This window comes from Paracoccus sp. TRP (assembly GCF_000185925.1).
GTDB lineage: Bacteria > Pseudomonadota > Alphaproteobacteria > Rhodobacterales > Rhodobacteraceae > Paracoccus > Paracoccus kondratievae.
Genome location: NZ_AEPN01000012.1, coordinates 37,659 through 51,980, shown reverse-complemented (window position 1 = coordinate 51,980; position 14,322 = coordinate 37,659). Strand labels below are relative to the sequence as shown.

General features: G+C 62.5%; 13 protein-coding genes. 11 read left to right on the top strand and 2 right to left on the bottom strand.

The features are described 5' to 3' along the window. Positions 1 to 31: 31 nt before the first annotated feature. The gene (locus PARACOCCUSGL_RS0109310) at positions 32 to 385 is read right to left on the bottom strand and encodes an STAS domain-containing protein (protein WP_010395602.1); all 354 of its coding nucleotides are present in this window, start codon (positions 383 to 385) and stop codon (positions 32 to 34) included. Positions 386 to 1,300: 915 nt separating this feature from the next. Between PARACOCCUSGL_RS0109310 and PARACOCCUSGL_RS22020 the strand changes: the two genes are divergently transcribed. From PARACOCCUSGL_RS22020 to PARACOCCUSGL_RS0109275, 6 genes are all read left to right on the top strand, one after another. Further along, the gene (locus PARACOCCUSGL_RS22020; protein ID WP_158004472.1) at positions 1,301 to 1,474 is read left to right on the top strand and encodes a hypothetical protein; all 174 of its coding nucleotides are present in this window, start codon (positions 1,301 to 1,303) and stop codon (positions 1,472 to 1,474) included. A 233-nt stretch (positions 1,475 to 1,707) separates the two neighbouring features. Further along, the gene (locus PARACOCCUSGL_RS0109295; RefSeq protein WP_369750414.1) at positions 1,708 to 2,346 is read left to right on the top strand and encodes a M10 family metallopeptidase C-terminal domain-containing protein; all 639 of its coding nucleotides are present in this window, start codon (positions 1,708 to 1,710) and stop codon (positions 2,344 to 2,346) included. A gap of 200 nt (positions 2,347 to 2,546) precedes the next feature. Next, entirely contained in the window at positions 2,547 to 3,959 is a 1,413-nt protein-coding gene (locus tag PARACOCCUSGL_RS0109290; protein ID WP_029371918.1) for a circularly permuted type 2 ATP-grasp protein, read from the top strand. Between the two features lie 14 nt (positions 3,960 to 3,973). Then, positions 3,974 to 4,933 (top strand): alpha-E domain-containing protein, encoded by a 960-nt coding sequence (locus PARACOCCUSGL_RS0109285; RefSeq protein ID WP_010395596.1) that lies wholly within the window; start codon positions 3,974 to 3,976, stop codon positions 4,931 to 4,933. Between the two features lie 15 nt (positions 4,934 to 4,948). Beyond that, complete coding sequence (locus PARACOCCUSGL_RS0109280; RefSeq protein WP_010395594.1) at positions 4,949 to 5,755, top strand: transglutaminase family protein; 807 nt, start codon at positions 4,949 to 4,951, stop codon at positions 5,753 to 5,755. Between the two features lie 66 nt (positions 5,756 to 5,821). Further along, positions 5,822 to 6,544 carry a peptidase gene (locus tag PARACOCCUSGL_RS0109275; protein ID WP_010395591.1) on the top strand — a complete coding sequence of 241 codons (723 nt, stop codon included), beginning with the start codon at positions 5,822 to 5,824 and terminating at the stop codon, positions 6,542 to 6,544. Between the two features lie 9 nt (positions 6,545 to 6,553). On the opposite strand, the gene mutS is transcribed toward PARACOCCUSGL_RS0109275, so the two are convergent. After that, positions 6,554 to 9,202, bottom strand: coding sequence for a DNA mismatch repair protein MutS (mutS, locus tag PARACOCCUSGL_RS0109270; protein WP_010395587.1), 2,649 nt, complete (start codon positions 9,200 to 9,202; stop codon positions 6,554 to 6,556). A gap of 295 nt (positions 9,203 to 9,497) precedes the next feature. On the opposite strand from mutS, the gene PARACOCCUSGL_RS0109265 reads away from it, so the two are divergent. From PARACOCCUSGL_RS0109265 to PARACOCCUSGL_RS0109245, 5 genes are all read left to right on the top strand, one after another. After that, a complete protein-coding gene (locus PARACOCCUSGL_RS0109265; RefSeq protein WP_029371916.1) occupies positions 9,498 to 10,337 on the top strand; it encodes a 2-keto-4-pentenoate hydratase in 840 nt (279 codons plus the stop codon). 123 nt (positions 10,338 to 10,460) lie between these two features. Continuing rightward, positions 10,461 to 11,567 carry an ABC transporter substrate-binding protein gene (locus tag PARACOCCUSGL_RS0109260; RefSeq protein WP_010395584.1) on the top strand — a complete coding sequence of 369 codons (1,107 nt, stop codon included), beginning with the start codon at positions 10,461 to 10,463 and terminating at the stop codon, positions 11,565 to 11,567. A 52-nt stretch (positions 11,568 to 11,619) separates the two neighbouring features. After that, positions 11,620 to 12,468, top strand: coding sequence for an ABC transporter permease subunit (locus tag PARACOCCUSGL_RS0109255; protein ID WP_010395582.1), 849 nt, complete (start codon positions 11,620 to 11,622; stop codon positions 12,466 to 12,468). After that, a complete protein-coding gene (locus tag PARACOCCUSGL_RS0109250) occupies positions 12,465 to 13,247 on the top strand; it encodes an ABC transporter permease (RefSeq protein ID WP_010395581.1) in 783 nt (260 codons plus the stop codon). Before PARACOCCUSGL_RS0109255 ends, PARACOCCUSGL_RS0109250 begins: the two co-directional genes overlap by 4 nt. Then, positions 13,244 to 14,278: an ABC transporter ATP-binding protein gene (locus PARACOCCUSGL_RS0109245; protein ID WP_010395580.1), complete on the top strand. Its 1,035-nt coding sequence runs from the start codon at positions 13,244 to 13,246 to the stop codon at positions 14,276 to 14,278. Before PARACOCCUSGL_RS0109250 ends, PARACOCCUSGL_RS0109245 begins: the two co-directional genes overlap by 4 nt. Positions 14,279 to 14,322 lie beyond the last annotated feature (44 nt).

Here is a 14,322-nt window from a genome sequence, read left to right as displayed (position 1 = left end):
AGCCGTGTTTCAGCCTGCTTGAATGCCGCATTCATTCCGCGGCTCTTTTATTGCTGCTGGCAGGGGTCTCAGCCCATTCTTGAATGGGAAGAACTTTATCCATTCTGGTCAGACGGAATACCCGTTCGACATTCGGAGTCATGCCCGTCAGCGTTAATTTTTTTCCTGATGGCATCGCCTTGTAAATGGCAATAATCGCCCCAAGGCCTGAGCTGTCCATAAAATCAACCCCGCCCAAGTCCAGAATTATCTGGATTCCTCCGGTGGCGATCATCCCGCGTATGCGATCCTTGAACGCTGTGGCGATAGCCGCATCAAGGCGGCGTTCATCGACACGGATGATCAGCCCGTCTGGATGAGGCAGCGATTTAAGTTGCATCGTCATATCCCGGTTTCCTGTAATTCTGCCTATCTCTAATGTCCTAATCCTTACCGCTTGGTAAGCGCTCTCAGGATTTGCGCCGCAAACAGTGAAAAAGGAATGAAATTATTCCCGGCATTTTAGTTGCCGGTTGATTGCCAATGGATGGAACCGTTGAACCGCAAAACCATGCGTGCCAGAGTTCCGGGACATTCTGCCCATGGATGGAAGAGGAAAACATACGCCTTGCCCATTCCGCGATTTTGCTTGCAGTCGTATGCCATAAGCGGCGCTTATGGCGGCGCGACCCCGTGGCGCTGATCTGCCGGCCCGGGCAAAGTGCCCCGGTGGTCCGCATTTGCACGGCTTCGGGCGGGGCTCTGCGAGGGGGCGGGCGGGTTATCAGCTTGTTGCCGGCAAGAACGCTCTGCTGCACCTTACGTTGAAGGCTGAGAGTCCGAATCCCGTAATCTTGCGGGTACGTCTGGTGGCCGAAGATGGCGCGGATCGGCGCGCGGGAGATGAGCCTGAACTGTCGGTTATGGACCGGACGTCGTGCCCGGGGAATTAACTGCGTGCTTTTGCCGAGCTTCTGATCGAAAATGCGTTGCCACGGACAGAACGGGACTGATTGTCGCTGCAAGAACTCTCAGAGTACCCCGGGCGGTGCAAAATGCTCCTGCAGGCTCAGCGCATAGGCTTCAACCATCCAAGGGCATTCTGAACCTCTGCCAGATAAGCAGGGGATCTGAAGATCGGGACTGGTTGAATAGAAGGTATCGGCGGGCTGGCATCCTGCGGCCGTTATTCAACACCCGGCAGCAGGAAGGTGTACGAGATGGGCAGGTTTTCAAAGGCTGAGATCACCCGTCGGCTGACCGATGGCTATTGGAAAGCCAGGGCTGCGGCCGCCGTTCGTTCGATGTCAGGTCGCGTGGAGTGCTGAACGTGGACCTCCCCGGGCCGTCGGCAGAGGGCCGGCAGTTTGCCAGAAAGGCTCTGCCCGCCTGGGAGGCGGTTGCCGGTATTACCTTCAGCCGCGATCCCGGTCTCTGCGCCACCATCCATATCACCTTTGGTGACTATGGTCAGGACGCTGTCCTTCATCAATGATGACCGGCGAAAGGATCGCGAGCTGTCATGTGAATGTGGGGTCGCTGTGGCAATGGGTGTATGACGAGAAAACCGATAGCCGGGTCAGCCTGTTCCGTCGTAGCGCGCCTGCTGCGTAATACGGATAGCCCTGAGCCGATCATATTCACCATCCGTGATCGCGACGGTGTGGATACGCTGTATCTTGCCTCGGACAATCATGATCGGCGGATCTCGCCGACGCCTGGAACCGTATCCGGGGCCCATGGCTTGTCGGCAATATTTCGATCACCTCCGATACGCTGATCGGGAACATGCAGGCCGGTTGCGGCAACGATCTGGTGATCGGAAACAGCGCCGACAACGATGTCTATGTCCCCGACGTCAAAGACAAGATCGTTGAGACAAGGGACGGCGGTATCAATCCGGTTCGGTCCTATGCCTGCATGAGGCTGGGCTGGTGGCTTGAGAACCTGGTTCTGGGATCGGACAAGGCGCAGAACGGTTCCGGCAATTCACTGGCGAACCGGATCACCGGAATGCTCGCACCAATCGTCTCAGCAGTCGTGGAGGTAATGACGCGCCTGTCGGCGTGGCCGGAAACGACACTTTTACCGGTGGTGCGGACAGTGGCTCTCTGCTGGGCGGTGGCGGGGCCGACTGCTTTTGCCGGTGGTCGGGATAAGGCACGGGGTTTTCATAACAATATCGACGGGCAGCAAATCGGCGGCACGCTGTGGGGCGGAGCCGAGATGAGCGCGGCCGCGGCACTGCAGGAGATCGGCCGGGTCGTCGATGGCAATACCGTTCAGGATTTTGGCAAAGGCGATACCATCATGCTGAACGGAGTCGGCGATCTTGGCGCGCTCGAAGATGATCCGATCATTTTCTGACGATCTGTCTGCGCATCTTTTCCCGGCTTTGCTGCGTTAAACTGCTGTGGACAGGGCCGCGGCTGCTGATCTGCCTTATATTTGGGCGGAGTGAGGCTCTGCTCTGACAAAAACGGATTTCCCGACCATTCGCGGGGGACGCGCTGTGGACAGTGCCACTGCGGATGCGAAGATCGGGGACAAAGCAGGGGGTGGTGAAGATGATGAACTGTTACAACGAGATGCTCGAAGGCGATCGGGTGCGTGAACCCTATGCCATGCTGTCTGAATGGATCGAGACCATGCCGGTCGAGATCCGCCAGATGAAGCAGGCCGAGGCCGAGGCGCTGTTTCGTCGCATCGGTATCACCTTTGCCGTCTATGGCGAGGGGGGCGATCCGGACCGGCTGATCCCCTTTGACATGATGCCGCGGGTGTTCCTGCAGGCCGAATGGCGCCGGCTTGAAAGGGGGATCAAGCAGCGCGCCCGGGCGCTGAACGCTTTTCTGCGCGATGTTTACGGACGGGCCGAGATCGTGCGCGCGGGCCGTATCCCGGCGCGGCTTGTTTATCAGAACGACGCTTATGAAAAAGCGATGGCAAATTTTACCCCGCCACGCGGTGTCTATTCCCATATCGTCGGTATCGACATCGTTCGCACCGGACGGGATGAGTTTTATGTGCTTGAGGACAATTGCCGCACCCCCTCGGGCGTCAGCTATATGCTGGAAAACCGCGAGATCATGATGCGCATGTTCCCGGCGCTGTTCCGCAACAACCGGATCGAGCCGGTGGATCAGTATCCTGAACTGCTGCGCCGCACGCTTGTTTCTGTCGCGCCGCGGAAATGCGAGGGGCCGCCGACCATCGTCATCCTGACCCCCGGCCATTACAACAGCGCCTATTATGAGCACAGCTTTCTGGCCAACCTGATGGGCGTCGAACTGGTCGAGGGCAGCGACCTATTTGTCGACGGCGGCTTTGTTTATATGCGCACCACGCAGGGGCCAAAGCGCGTCGATGTCATCTATCGCCGCATTGATGACCAGTTCCTTGATCCTTTGTGTTTTCGCCGCGATTCCATGCTGGGCGTGCCGGGACTGATGGATGTCTATCGTTCGGGCGGAGTGTCGATCACCTCGGCGCCGGGGGCGGGCGTCGCAGATGACAAGGCGGTCTATACCTTCGTCCCCGAAATGATCCGCTTTTACCTCGGCGAAGAGCCGATCCTGCGCAACGTTCAGACCTGGACGCTGTGGAAAGACGAGGATTATCGCTATGTCATGGCCAACCTCAAGGATCTGGTGGTCAAAGAGGTCCACGGTTCGGGCGGCTATGGCATGTTGATCGGCCCCCGCGCCAGCAAGGCCGAGATCGAGTCGTTTGCCGAGCGGATCAAGGCCAGCCCCGGCAATTACATCGCCCAGCCGACGCTGGCACTGTCCACAAGCCCGACTTTCGTCAATGAGGGGGTGGCGCCGCGACATGTCGACCTGCGGCCCTTCTGCCTGTGCGGAGACCGGATCGAACTGGTGCCGGGCGGGCTGACGCGGGTCGCGCTGCGCGAGGGCTCGCTGGTCGTGAACTCGTCTCAGGGCGGGGGCGTCAAGGACACCTGGGTCCTGACGGAATAGGAAAGGGGTCAGCCATGCTCAGCCGCACCGCCGCCAACCTGTTCTGGATGGGTCGTCATCTGGAACGTGCCGAAACCGCCGCCCGTCTTTTGGACGTGGGTGCGCGTATCACGCTGTTGCCAAACACCGAAGAGGGGTATCGCAACGAATGGGACTCGCTTTTGCGTGCCTCGGGCGCCAGCACTGCATTCGCCGAACATTACGGCGATGAAATCACGCAGGAAAATATCGAAAGCTGGCTTTTCTTTGACCATGCCAACCCGTCCTCGGTCGCCTCATGTATCGAGCGCGCGCGTGAGGGCGGGCGGATCGTGCGCACGGCGCTGACCAGTCAGGTCTGGGATGCGCTCAACACCGCCTATCAAGAACTGCGGTCGCTGGAGCGGCGGCCGCGCAGCCAGCTTGATACCGCGATGCTGACCGACTTTACCACGCGCCATGGCTCGACCGTGCGCGGGGCGATCAACGCAACCCAGTTGCGCAACGACGGCTGGCATTTTCTGAACCTTGGCTATTCGCTTGAACGGGCGGATGCCACCGCGCGGCTGCTGGACGTGAAATATTATGTGCTGCTGCCGCAGGTCGAGTTCGTCGGATCCGGGCTCGACAATTATCAATGGCAGGTGATCCTGCGCGCGCTTTCGGCGCATCGTGCCTTTCACTGGGCCTATGGCGGCGATGTAACGGCGATGAAGGTCGCCGATTTTCTGATCCTGAACGGGGAAAGCCCGCGTTCGCTTCTGACCTCGCTCTACGAGGCGGTCTGGCATCTGGACGGGCTGGTGCGCCGCTATGGCGAGGGCGTGCCCGCCACCGCCTCGGTCCGGGCGCATGAGACGATGAGACGCCTGCTTGCCCGCAGTATCGACGAGATCTTTGACGAGGGGCTGCACGAGTTCCTCACCTGGTTCATCAGCGAGGTGGCCAGCATCTCGACCGCCGTGCATGATGATTACCTAAGCGGCCGGATGTAAAAAGGGGGGCGCATCATGCGGCTGAAAATTACCCATGAAACCAGCTATTTCTATGACCCACCGGCGCAGGGGCTGGTGCAGAGCCTGCGGCTGACGCCCTCGGTCTATGAGGGACAGAGGGTTGCGGACTGGACCATCTCGGTCTCGGGCGGGCAACGCGGTGCGGCTTTTCGCGACGGGGCGGGCGACTGGATCGAGGGCTGGACCGTGCGCGGCCCGGTGCAAGAGGTCGTCGTCTCGATCTCGGGTCAGGTCGAGACGCGCGATACCGCCGGTGTTTTGCGCGGCCATCGTGAAAGCGTTCATCCGCTGGTCTACCTGCGCCCGACGCCCGCGACCGGGCTGGATACGGCGTTGCGCGATCTGGCCCATTCGGCCCAGGGCGAGGACGGGTTGGACCTGGCCCATCGGCTGGCTGCCGCCGTGGCACAGGCGGTTGCCTATGGCCCGGGCGTGACCGATGCGCGGACCACCGCGGCCGAGGCGCTGGCGCTGGGGCAGGGGGTCTGTCAGGACCATGCCCATGTGCTGATTGCCTGCGCCCGCGAACGGGGTCTGCCGGCGCGCTATGTCTCGGGCTATCTGCATTCCAGCCGGGATGGTCAACCCCATGACGCAGCCCATGCCTGGGCCGAGATTCATGTCGGCCCCCTTGGATGGGTCGGCTTTGACGCGGCCAATGCCTGCTGCCCCGATGACCGCTATGTGCGGCTTGGCTCGGGTCTGGATGCGGATGACGCGGCCCCGGTGCGCGGCACCACCTTTGGCACGGGCGACGAAAGCCTTGATGTGCGCGTACAGGTCGAGGAAATGGAGCAATAGCCTTGCTGTTGCGCCTCGCCCCCGGCGGGCGTATCCGTCAGGGAGTTTTTGTGCCATGGGACGGTCATGACCTATTGCGTCGGTCTTAAGCTCAACGAAGGGTTGGTCCTTTTGTCGGACACCCGCACCAATGCCGGGCTGGACAACATCTCGACCTATCGCAAGATGTTCTTCTTTGAGAAACCGGGCGAGCGGATCATCACCATCATGACCGCCGGCAGCCTGTCGGTCACCCAGACCACCATCGCCCGGCTGCAAGAGGCGATCGACCTGCCCGAAGCGGATGAGACCACCTCGATCATGCGCGCCCAGACCATGCTGCAGGTGGCGACGATCATCGGCAATACGCTGAACCGCACCCGGCGAGAGATTGTCGAGCAATGCCGCGAACTGAACCAGCAGGCCAGCGCCAGCATGATCGTCGGCGGTCAGCGTGCCGGGGGCGAGATGCGGCTGTTCCTGATCTATCCCGAGGGCAATTTCATCGAGGCGACCGAGGACACACCCTTTCTGCAGATCGGCGAACATAAATACGGCAAGCCGATCCTTGACCGGGTGGTGCGGCCCGACACCTCTCTGGACGACGCACAAAAGGCGGCGCTGCTGTCGATGGATTCGACCCTGCGTTCAAACCTGTCGGTGGGGATGCCGCTGGATCTGGCGGTGATCCGCAAGGACGATTGCCGCGTCAGCCATCGTCGCATCGCCGAGGGCGACCCGGCATTCATGGCCATGTCCGCTGCGTGGTCGGCCGCCCTGCGCGACAGTTTCGTCAAGGTGACGATATAGGCCGCCCGGTCAGGCGGCTCCGTCCTCGTCAAGCATCGCCCGCAGCTCATAGACCAGATCCAGCGCCTCACGTGCGCTGATCGTATCGGGGTTCAGCTTGCGCAGGCGTTCCTCGACCGCCGAAGGCTGGGGTTGCGACATCGCGCCAGGCGCCGGTGCGGGCGTGGCGCGGAACAGCGGCAGATCGTCAAGCAGCGCGGCCGGTTTTCCGGTGCCCTGCCGCTCTCCGTTTTCTAGCTGGTGCAGGATGTCCCGGGCGCGCTCGACAACGGATGGGGGCAGCCCCGCCAGCCGCGCCACCTGCACGCCATAGGACCTGTCGGCGGCGCCCTTTCTGACCTCGTGCAGAAAGATCACCTCGCCCTCCCATTCGCGCACGGCGACAGTGGCATTCTCGACCCCCGGCAGGCGCGCGGAAAGCGAGGTCATCTCATGATAATGCGTGGCAAAAAGCGCCCGGCAGCGGTTTCTGGCATGCAGATGCTCCAGCACCGCCCAGGCGATGCTAAGCCCGTCCCAGGTCGCCGTACCGCGTCCGATCTCGTCAAGGATGACCAGCGCATGATCGTCGGCCTGATTAAGAATTGCCGCCGTCTCGACCATCTCGACCATGAAGGTCGAGCGACCGCGCGCCAGATCATCCGCCGCACCGACGCGGCTGAACAGCTGGCTGACAAGGCCGATATGGGCGCGGCGTGCAGGGACGAACGCCCCAGCCTGCGCCAGAATGGCAATCAGCGCGTTCTGGCGCAGAAAGGTCGATTTACCCGCCATATTCGGACCGGTCAGCAACCAGATCGCCGGAGTGCCGCCTTCGGTCAAAGCGCAGTCATTGGCGACGAAAGCCTCGCCCTTGCGCTTTAGCGCGCGCTCGACGACCGGGTGGCGGCCGCCTTCGATCATAAAGGCGCGGCTGCTGTCCACTTCGGGGCGCACCCACCCCTCGGCCGAGGCAAGATCGGCAAAGGCTGCGGTCAGGTCGATTTCTGCCAGTGCCCGCGCCGCCTGCCCGATCGGGCCCGCCTGTTCAAGAACGGCACCGGTCAGGCGGGCAAAGATCTGACGCTCGATCTCCAGCGCGCGGTCGCGGGCGTTGAGGATGCGCGTTTCAAGCTCGGACAGCTCGACCGTGGTAAAGCGGATCTGGTTCGCCGTGGTCTGGCGGTGGATGAACCGTTCGTTCAGCGGCGGAGCCAGCATCTTTTCCGCATGGGTCGAAGTCGTCTCGATAAAGTAACCCAGCACGTTGTTATGCTTGATCTTAAGGCTTTGGACACCGCTTTCGGCAATATAATCAGCCTGCATACTGGCGATGACGCCACGGCCCTCGTCACGCAGGCGGCGGGTTTCGTCCAGATCCTCGTCATAGCCTGCCGCGACAAAGCCCCCGTCGCGGGCAAGCAGTGGTGGTTCGGCGACCAGCGCCTCGTCCAGCAGGTCGATCAGCGCGTCATGGCCCGTCAGGTCGCGGGCGGCCTCGGCCAGAACCTGTATCTGGTCGTCGCCCAGCATGGCGGCGATATGGGCGGCCTGGGTCAGCCCGGCGCGGATCGCGGCCAGATCGCGCGGCCCGCCGCGTTCCAGTGCCAGCCGCGACAGTGCCCGGTCCATATCGGGGACATGGGACAACGCAGAGCGCAGATCGGCACCAAGGCGCGGGTCGTCCACCAGATGGGCGACAGCCGACTGCCGGGCGTGAATTTCGTCCAGATTGCGCGAGGGCGCGCTGATCCTGCGTTCAAGCAGCCGTGCGCCGCCTGCCGTTACGGTGCGGTCAATGGCGGCAAGCAGGCTGCCTTCGCGCCCGCCAGACAAGGCCTGCGTCAGTTCCAGGTTGCGGCGGGTGGCGGCGTCGATCTGCATCGCGCCCCCCAAAGCCTCGCGCACCGGCGGGCGCAAAAGCGGCATCCGGCCCTTTTGCGTCAGCTCCAGATAATCGACGATCGCGCCCATGGCGGCCAGTTCAGCGCGTGAAAAGTTGCCAAAGCCGTCAAGCGTCTCGACCGAAAACAGTGCGCACAGACGACGCTGGGCGGCGCTGCTGTCAAAGCTGCCGGCGGGCAGTTCGGTCAGTGCGGCGCCCGCCTCGGCCGCGATCTCGGCCAGATCCGAACCTTCGAGGACCAGAAGCTCTCGCGGGGCATTGCGCGCAAGTTCCGGTCCCAGCCGAGCGGGCGGGCAGGTCATGACCCGAAAGGCGCCGGTCGAGATGTCGACCCATGCCAGCGCCGAATCCTCGCGTACGCTGGCAAAGCTGGCGAGGAAATTGTGCCGCCGCGCCTCAAGAAGCGATTCCTCGGTCAGCGTACCGGGGGTGACCAGACGCACCACTTCGCGTGCGACCACGGCTTTTGAGCCGCGCTTGCGGGCTTCGGCCGGGTCCTCCATCTGCTCGGCGATGGCGACGCGAAACCCCTTGCGGATCAGCGTCAGCAGATAGCTTTCCGCGGCATGGACCGGGACGCCGCACATGGGGATCGGCTCACCCATATGGGTGCCGCGCTTGGTCAGGGCGATGTCCAGCGCGGCTGCGGCGGCAACCGCATCGTCAAAGAACATCTCGTAGAAATCCCCCATGCGATAGAACAGCAGCGCGCCGGGATTGGCCTCGCGGATTGCAAGATACTGCACCATCATCGGGGTGGGTTGATCGCTCATGTCCAGCCTTGTCGCCTGCGGTCCCTGTTTGGGGACGCCTGTTCCAAGAGACGCTTCTAAGGGACGCGTCGGCTGATGCAAACAGCATGGCTGCAAATCGCGTAGATCAAGGTGAAAACGGGCGCGGGCCACACGCGGCAACTGTCCGGCACCGTTCGCGGTATTTGTCGCGGGAGCCGGGCCTGAATTGTTGTGTCTCCGGTGCCATAAATGCCCGCCCTGTGCGCAAAAATCACGGTGACAGTTGCCGCGCATTGCGGCATCGTCTGCCAAAACCTGTTCGTGAGGCCGGACGATGAGATCGTTGATTCTGGGTGCTATCATGTTGTCATTGGCGGGCGCGGCCAATGCGGCCTGCCCGGATGTCTCGCTGATGCAGAACGCCGCGCGCGGCTGGATCGCAGGTCAGCGCCTGCCCGATCCGCTTGTCCGCACGGCGCAGGATGCAAGCTGTGCCTATGCCTCGTTCCGCAGCGTGCTTGAGACCGAGCTGGGCGCGCCCGTGGGCGTCAAGGTCGGCTTTACCTCACGCCCGGTGCAAGAGCGGTTCGGCGTGACCCAGCCCGTCTCGGGGGCGCTTTTCGCGCCGATGCTGGTGCCCGATGGCTCGCGCCTTAGCCTCAAGGGCAGCCGCTCGCCGTTTTTTGAGGCCGATCTGGTCGTGACCGTCGGCAGCTCTGCCATCATGCAGGCGCGCACCCGCGAAGAGGTGGCGGCGGCGCTGAAAGATGTGCGGCCGTTCATCGAACTGCCCGATCTGGCGCTGCAAAAGGGGGTGACGCCCACCGGTCCCCTGATGGCGGCCTATGGCGTGACGCCCTGGCGCGGCGTGCTGGGACGCGGCATTCCGATTTCGGACCTGCGTGACCCGGTCGCCGATCTGGCGGGGCTGACGGTGAACCTCAAGCTTGACGGAAACAGCATCGACGCGGGCACAGGGCAAATGCTGCTGGGCCATCCTCTGGATGTGGTGCTGTGGCTGATCGAGCAGGGCGGCTATGAGCTAAAGCCCGGATCGGTGATTTCGCTGGGCTCGCTGGGCGGTTTGCATCCGGCACTGCCCGGTCACCGGATCGAGGCCGACTATCGGATCGGCGGCAAGACCATGAAGGTCGGTGCCGTGCTTGTCCCCTGATCTTGCGTCTGCGGTGAAAAAAACCTTTGCCAGCAAGGGCGTCGTGTCGCAAGACTGTCACCGGGGGCCGCTAGGTGGCATCCAGCCGCCAACTGGGGGCGTGTTCTGGAACGGAGTTGACCAATGACGATTCAACCGACTGTGGCAGGTCTTGCCGCTTTGATCGCGCTTGGGGCCTCGGAGGCTGCCTCGGCGCAGGATCTTGCGGCGCTGGAGGAGGCCGCCAAGGCCGAAGGTATGCTGACCACCATCGCGCTGCCGCATGACTGGTGCGGCTATGGCGAGGTGATCGCCGGCTTCAAGGCGAAATACCCCGAAATCAAGGTCAACGAGCTTAACCCCGATGCGGGCTCGGCAGATGAGCTTGAGGCGATCCGTGCCAACAAGGACAACAAGGGTCCGCAGGCGCCGGACGTGATCGACGTCGGCCTGTCCTTTGGCCCGCAGGCGCAGGCCGAGGGGCTGATCCAGCCCTATAAGGTTTCGACCTGGGATACGATTCCTGATGATGCCAAGGACCCCGATGGTCACTGGTACGGCGATTACTACGGCGTGATGGCTTTTGGCGTGAACACCGACCTGATCGACGAGGCGCCGAAAACCTGGAAGGACCTGACCAAGCCCGAATATGCGAACGCCTTTGCGCTGGCTGGCGATCCGCGCGCCTCGGCGCAGGCGATCATTTCGGTCATGGCGGCCGGCATCGCCAATGGCGGAGAGCCGGGCGAGGCTTCGGGTCAGAAGGGCATGGAACTGATGGCCGAGGTTCACAAGGCCGGCAATTTCGTGCCCGTCATCGGCAAATCGGCGACCATCGCGCAGGGCGCGACGCCGATCGTCACCGCATGGGACTATAACCTGCTGTCCTGGCGCGACAGTCTGAATGGCAACCCGCCGGTCGAGGTGCTGATCCCCGAGGATGGCGTGGTTGCGGGCGTCTATGTGCAGGCGATCTCGGCCTATGCGCCGCATCCGAACGCAGCCAAGCTGTGGATGGAGTACCTGTATTCGGACGAAGGTCAGCTTGGCTGGCTCAAGGGCTATTGCCACCCGATCCGCTTCAACGATCTGGTCAAGAACGGTAAAGTCCCGCAAGAGCTGCTGGACGCGCTGCCCGAGGCCTCGGCCTATGAAAAGGCGATCTTCCCGACCCTTGAGCAGCAGGAAGCCAACAAGAAGGCTGTGACCGAAGGCTGGGACAAGGTCGTCGGCGCAGCGGTTCAGGAATAAGAGAAAGGGACCCCGTCCACGCGGCGGGGTCACCCCCAACGGGCGAGGCGGAATGAGACAGATCGGCTGGAACTGGCTGGGCATCCTGCCCTTTTTCGCCTTTGCCCTGCTGTTTCTGGTGCTGCCGACGATGAATATCGTCATCGGCGCATTTCAGAACCCGCAAGGTCAGTTTACGTTCGACAATCTTGCGGGGCTGACCTCGCCGCGGATCGTGTCCAGCTTTGCTATTTCGATCAAGGTGTCGCTGGCCTCGGCGCTGCTTGGCTGCCTGATCGGCTTTGCCATGGCGGCAGCGGTGGTGATGGGCGGCGTGCCGGGCTGGATCAAGGCGCCTTTGATGACCTTTTCGGGGGTCGCCTCGAACTTTGCCGGGGTGCCGCTGGCCTTTGCCTTTATCGCCACCCTGGGCCGGGTCGGTCTGGTCACCATGCTGCTGCGGCAGTGGTTTGGCATCAATATCTATGCGCTGGGTTTCAACCTGCTGTCCTTTTGGGGCCTGACGCTGACCTATCTGTTCTTTCAGATCCCGCTGATGATCCTGATCATCACCCCAGCTCTTGAGGGGCTCAAGCGTGAATGGCGCGAGGCGGCCGAGGTGCTTGGTGCCTCGACCGGGCAATATTGGCGGATGGTGGCGCTGCCGATTCTGTTCCCGTCGCTGCTGGGCACTTTCGCGCTGCTGTTTGCCAACAGCTTTGGTGCGGTGGCGACGGCCTATGCGCTGACCGGCTCGTCGCTGTCGATCGTGCCGATCATGCTGTTTGCGCAGATCAGGGGCGATGTGCTGCAAGACCCGCACCTGGGCTATGCCATGGCTTTCGGCATGATCGTCGTGACCGGGCTTGCGAACCTTGCCTATGTCATCATGCGCACCCGGGCCGAGAGGTGGATGCGATGAAACGGGTCTGGTCCTGGGCCGCGCTGATCCTTGGCGGCCTTTATTTTCTCTTGCCGCTTATCGGTACGATCGAGTTTTCGCTACGAATGCGGCGCGGGGAATATTCGCTGGATGCCTATCGCTCGGTGCTGTCGGACGCGAATTTCCGTGCCACTTTCAGCTATTCGGTGGTGATGGCGCTGCTGACCATCGTGCTGGGGGTGCTGATCGTCGTGCCGACCGCCTATTGGGTGCGGCTGCGTCTGCCCCGCCTGCGGCCGGTGATCGAGTTCATCACCCTGCTGCCTCTGGTCATTCCGGCCATCGTCGTCGTCTTTGGCTATATCCGGCTTTACAACACCTCGTCGGTGCTGCCGCTGACCGGGACGGCATCGGGCACCAATCTTTTGCTTTTGTGCGGTTATGCCACGCTGGCGCTGCCCTATATGTATCGCGCCGTCGATACCGGGCTTTCGACGCTTGACGTGCGCAGCCTGACGGAGGCCGCGCAATCCCTCGGCGCTGGCTGGACGCGGATCATCGGCCGGCTGATCCTGCCCAATGTGCTGGGGGCGGTGATGTCCGGGGCATTTCTGTCCTTTGCCATCGTCATTGGCGAATTCACCATGGCGGCGTTGCTGAACCGGCCGGCGTTCGGACCCTACATGCAATTGCTTGGCGCGAACCGCGCTTATGAACCGGCGGCGCTGGCGGTGATCGCCTTTGCCGTCACCTGGGGTTGCATGGGGGTGATGCAACTGATCTCTCGCCTGTTTGGCACACGGATACCCGCGAAATGAGCTTTCTGACCCTAGACCATCTGCAAAAATCCTTTGGTACGACCCGGGTCGTGCACGGCTTTGACCTGAGCGTGGAAAAGGGCGAGTTTGTGTCCTTTCTTGGCCCCTCGGGTTGTGGCAAGACCACGGTGCTGCGCATGGTCGCCGGGTTTGAAACGCCAAGTGCGGGCCGCGTGGTGATCGACGGGCAGGATGTGACCCGCGCCCGGCCGAACCAGCGCCGGATCGGCATGGTGTTTCAGTCCTATGCGCTGTTTCCGAACCTTACGGTGGCGGAAAACGTGGGCTTTGGCCTTAAGGTCGGCGGTGTTCCCCGGGCCGAGCGGGCCGGTCGCGTGACCGAAATGCTTGAGTTGATCGGTCTGCCAGATCTGGGCGGGCGCTATCCCTGGCAGCTGTCGGGCGGTCAGCAACAGCGAGTGGCGCTGGCCCGCGCCCTTGCGCCGCGTCCGCGTGTTCTGCTGCTCGATGAGCCGCTGTCGGCGCTGGATGCCAAGATCCGCGTCAGCCTGCGCAACCAGATCCGAGAGATCCAGCAGCAGCTGGGCATCACCACCATCTTTGTCACCCACGATCAGGAAGAGGCGCTGTCGATCTCGGACCGTATCGTGGTCATGCATAAGGGGGTCGCGGATCAGATCGGCACTCCGGCGCAGATCTATAATCAGCCTGCGACCGATTTCGTCGCCGGCTTTGTCGGCACGCTGAACCGTTTCGCAGCCGAGGTACTGGACCCTGCACGTGGCATCGTCCGCGTTGAGGGGGCAGAGATCGCCCTTGACCGCCCCTTGTCCCTGGGCGGTGTCACCCTTGCCGCGCGGCCCGAAAGCCTGCGCATCGCCGAGCATGGCATCCCGGCCGAGATTACCGGCGTTGAATTCCTTGGTTCGGTTCAGCGTCTGCGGGCGCGGGTGGGCGGGCAGGAAGTGGTGCTTGACCGCTTTAACGAACCCGGGGCTGCCCTGCCTCAGCCGGGCGTTCGGGTGCATCTGACCGCGCCGCCATCGGGCTGGCTGGTGCTGGGTGAATAGTCCACCCGCCAGGGTTGATCGGCAAAAACTTGCCTAAAAGAACA

Coding starts and splice junctions, on each gene's coding strand:
- PARACOCCUSGL_RS0109280 (WP_010395594.1), top strand. CDS start 4,949: ATGCGGCTGAAAATTACCCATGAAACCAGCTATTTCTATGACCCACCG.
- PARACOCCUSGL_RS0109310 (WP_010395602.1), bottom strand. CDS start 385: ATGACGATGCAACTTAAATCGCTGCCTCATCCAGACGGGCTGATCATC.
- PARACOCCUSGL_RS0109290 (WP_029371918.1), top strand. CDS start 2,547: ATGATGAACTGTTACAACGAGATGCTCGAAGGCGATCGGGTGCGTGAA.
- PARACOCCUSGL_RS0109250 (WP_010395581.1), top strand. CDS start 12,465: ATGAAACGGGTCTGGTCCTGGGCCGCGCTGATCCTTGGCGGCCTTTAT.
- PARACOCCUSGL_RS0109285 (WP_010395596.1), top strand. CDS start 3,974: ATGCTCAGCCGCACCGCCGCCAACCTGTTCTGGATGGGTCGTCATCTG.
- PARACOCCUSGL_RS0109265 (WP_029371916.1), top strand. CDS start 9,498: ATGAGATCGTTGATTCTGGGTGCTATCATGTTGTCATTGGCGGGCGCG.
- PARACOCCUSGL_RS0109260 (WP_010395584.1), top strand. CDS start 10,461: ATGACGATTCAACCGACTGTGGCAGGTCTTGCCGCTTTGATCGCGCTT.
- PARACOCCUSGL_RS0109255 (WP_010395582.1), top strand. CDS start 11,620: ATGAGACAGATCGGCTGGAACTGGCTGGGCATCCTGCCCTTTTTCGCC.
- mutS (WP_010395587.1), bottom strand. CDS start 9,202: ATGAGCGATCAACCCACCCCGATGATGGTGCAGTATCTTGCAATCCGC.
- PARACOCCUSGL_RS0109245 (WP_010395580.1), top strand. CDS start 13,244: ATGAGCTTTCTGACCCTAGACCATCTGCAAAAATCCTTTGGTACGACC.
- PARACOCCUSGL_RS0109275 (WP_010395591.1), top strand. CDS start 5,822: ATGACCTATTGCGTCGGTCTTAAGCTCAACGAAGGGTTGGTCCTTTTG.